Here is a 3472-nt window from a genome sequence, read left to right as displayed (position 1 = left end):
ATGCTAATGTTGGTTCAGTAGCTGGTGATAATAAAACAAGAATAGATTTAACTTCGAGTTATAAGCTGTACACAATAACTTTTACTACAGTGGCAAATATTAGTGGTTCTAAAACATTTCTACTTAGAAATGATTATGACTCTACTGGGGGTACAACTAATACGGTAGAAGCTTATATTTATGGTTTGAAACTAGAAAAAGGTGCGTTTGCTAGTGATTGGAATGCTAACCCAGCAGATAATGCTACAGTTACAGCTGTGACAAGTCTTTCAGCTACGGTTGATGGATTGGGAGTTACTGTGTCAAAGAAAGTAGATAATGATACTTTTACGAGTTATCAAACGCAAGTTGCAAATGCGTTAGTTAGCAAGGTAGAGAGTTCAGATTTCACATCATACAAGACACAGACTGATTCGGCAATTCAAGCAAAAGTAAGTAGTTCTGATTACAATACAGAAGTAACTCAACTGAATAATTTAATTAATAGCAAGGTTACTGCAAACGGAGACATAACTAATATTGTATTGAATCCTTATTTTGATAATGCCTCAGCTAATGGTTGGACTGGACTCGCTGGTGTTAGTACGGGCAATACCTTTCCTGGCACTAAATACTATGGGGGACAGACTGGTAGAGATGCATTCTATGGAGGAACATTCACCGTTGTGCCTGGAGATACGTATTACTTCAAAGTAACAGCGTGGACTGACAATTCAACTTATACTTGGTCAATGGGTTTTAGACTGGTAAAAAGTGATGGCAGTATTACTTGGAATGCGCCTATAATGTTCGCCTCATCTGACAAGACAACAAAAACTGCTAAGTTTGTAATACCATCTGGAATTGTGCAGGCAACTGTATGGACTCAGATAAATGCTACTTCTAATTTTGGTGAATGGTGGTTCACAAATATATATGTCGGTAAAACTGTACCTGCAACTGAGATGTATTCACAGATATCCCAATTAACTGATAACATCAATCTACGCGTACAGAAAAATGATGTTATTAATCAGATAAACGTATCGTCAGAGGGTATTCTCATTGATGGCGCAAAAGTTCACATCACGGGAACGACAACGATTGATAATGCAGTGATTAAAGATGCAATGATTGCTAATCTGTCAGCAAGCAAATTGACCGCAGGAACGATTGATGCAAGTTTGATTAATGTTATTAATCTGAATGCGAATAATATTAGTACTGGTACAATCACAGGCGTTACGTTCCATCAGACGAGTTCACTAGGTAATGAAGCTTGGATTCAAAATGGTACTATGCAGGTCAAAGGCGTGGCTGGTAATAGGGTGATAGTGGGGAGCTCATTGGCAAATATGGCAATGATTAGCTCAGATAATCATACGCTGGAATTCTCATTAGTCGATGTAGGAATTGGATATTATACTTCCTATGGTTCAACGTCAAATACAGGAAGCGGCACCAAATTAGCTTCGCTATCTTTTGCTGATGATACAACTAAGCTACCAACTCTTTTGACTTCACTATATGGGATAACTCTAACAGACAATACAAATAGTAATTCAATAACATTAAATAGTTCGGGTATAACTATTGGAAGCGGTAGCAGTTTACACACTGACTTTGTAGGGGCAAAAGCGATGTTCTATGAGCCAGTGATTGTTGCAAATAACTTTTCTGTAACTGGTACTAAGAACGCCATTGTTCAAACTTCACAAGGTTGGGCTAAAATCAATGCTTATGAAACAGCTGAATATTACTTCGGAGATATGGCAAAAGTAAACACTGGTTCAGGTTCAAAGGTTAAAGTTATGATGGATAGTTTATTCTTAGAAACAGTAAATACAAATGTCGACTATCACGTATTTGTTAGCTCTTACGGAAATGGCTATGCATGGGTATCTGAGCAAGGTAAAGACTACTTTATTATTGAATCAAATGTACCAAATCTTGAAGTTAGTTATGAAGTCAAAGCTAAGAGATTAGGATATGAAAATACACGTTTGGAAATTGATGAAGATTTCGGAAAGGAAGTAGCATAAATGAGTAAATTAATCGAGTTTGAAAATGGAGAATTGGTAGCAATCGGTAACTTTTTAGCACAAGCAAAGTTAAAGGGGAAAGCCAGTCGAGGACGTACAAAGCTAATCAAGTTAATTGAGGACAAGAATAAGGAATACAACGAAGAACGAGATACTGTTCGCGACCCTTATTTTCAAGTTGACGAAAAAGGCGAAAAAATTGTTAAGGACAACAAATATGTGTTGAAAGACACATCCAAGGGTAAAGAGCTTGATAAGGAACTCGCTGATTTAGCAGAAGAAACGGTAGGTATTGAATTTACTGAATATAACGAAAAGATTAAAGCACTGTATGATGCTCTGGACAACTACAATTATGAACTGAGTAATGCAGACGCTGTTATCTATGACTTATTGTTAGACAAACTTGAAGAAAACTACGAAAAGGAAGGTAAATAACTATGACAATCACATTAAATAGATTAGCTTATCAATTTGGAACAGATAACAACACATCAAGTGTCTCAGTAGGTTTATCGGGCTCACAAGATAGTAATTCAATTAGTGCAAGTATTCAAATTACTGCAGATGATATAACCGATGGTAAAACACTTGACGACATGACAAAAGCAGATTTTGAAACATTAGCTAAGTCAATGCTTGCTAAGCTCACAGCAGTAACAGCCTAAGGGCTTATTTTTTTACAGCAAATAGGGCGGGCGGTTGGCAAAAAAGGGGGCATATATGGATGAGAAAAAAGATGAACTAAATGTAACACGTACCCTATTTGAACTAAGCACTAAAGTAGAACGTATCGACAGTAAGCTAGATTTACTGATTAAAGCAGATGACAAAGCAGACAAAGCACTAGCTAAGTCAATCGAAAATGAACATGCTATCGAAACTATGTCGAAATGGACATACGGAATTGGGATAGCATTGATCGTATCAATTTTGGGAATAATAGCGTTCTTCATTGAAAGGGGAATATAGAATGGAAAAATTAAAAACAGTTTTAGAAGCGGTTCTAACAATTTTAAAGGCAAACGTTAAAAAGGTAAATTTCTGGGTGTCGCTAGGTACCTTGGGAATTGTTGGTTGGCTAGTGTATCTAAAACTCGTATTAAAAGTAGATGTTACCAGTTCTTCGGTTTTGGGTGTGATTACTTTGATAGGTATTTTGGTATCTCTCTTTGGTCAAATGCTGGGTAATAAAGAGGTTGAAGATGCTGGTGAGAACATTGATTCAACTAAGATTGCTAAAACGGCCGATACTATTGCCGATACTATTACAGCACTCCAAAAGCAAGTTAAGTCTATTACTGAAACGCAAACGGCAATTGCAATGGCTGTAAATGCTGATACAACCACAGCCACAGAAGATACAGTCGAAGAAGCTAAGACGACTACTACTTCAATTGGTTCAGTGCTGGACGCAGACGGGAATATAGTTGGAACAGCATCAACAACTT

At 37.0% G+C, this 3472-nt stretch carries 5 protein-coding genes; all 5 read left to right on the top strand.

All coding sequences use genetic code 11. The features are described from left to right. A partial coding sequence (locus GSM_RS04745; protein ID WP_010077858.1) for a gp58-like family protein occupies positions 1-2021 on the top strand: 2021 nt, incomplete at its 5' end. Next, a complete protein-coding gene (locus GSM_RS04740; protein ID WP_003687934.1) occupies positions 2022-2459 on the top strand; it encodes a DUF1617 family protein in 438 nt (145 codons plus the stop codon). A 2-nt stretch (positions 2460-2461) separates the two neighbouring features. Beyond that, positions 2462-2689, top strand: a complete 228-nt coding sequence (locus GSM_RS04735) for a hypothetical protein (RefSeq protein WP_003687933.1) — start codon at positions 2462-2464, stop codon at positions 2687-2689. 55 nt (positions 2690-2744) lie between these two features. Then, positions 2745-2993, top strand: coding sequence for a hypothetical protein (locus GSM_RS04730; protein ID WP_003687932.1), 249 nt, complete (start codon positions 2745-2747; stop codon positions 2991-2993). 1 nt (position 2994) lies between these two features. Continuing rightward, positions 2995-3472, top strand: a 478-nt coding sequence (locus tag GSM_RS14010) for a hypothetical protein (RefSeq protein ID WP_010077857.1), incomplete at its 3' end; no start/stop codon positions are given.

Source organism: Liquorilactobacillus mali KCTC 3596 = DSM 20444, assembly GCF_000260415.1.
Taxonomy (GTDB): Bacteria; Bacillota; Bacilli; order Lactobacillales; family Lactobacillaceae; genus Liquorilactobacillus; species Liquorilactobacillus mali.
Note: the sequence above shows the minus strand (reverse complement) of the source record. Positions and strands in the feature narration are given on the sequence as shown.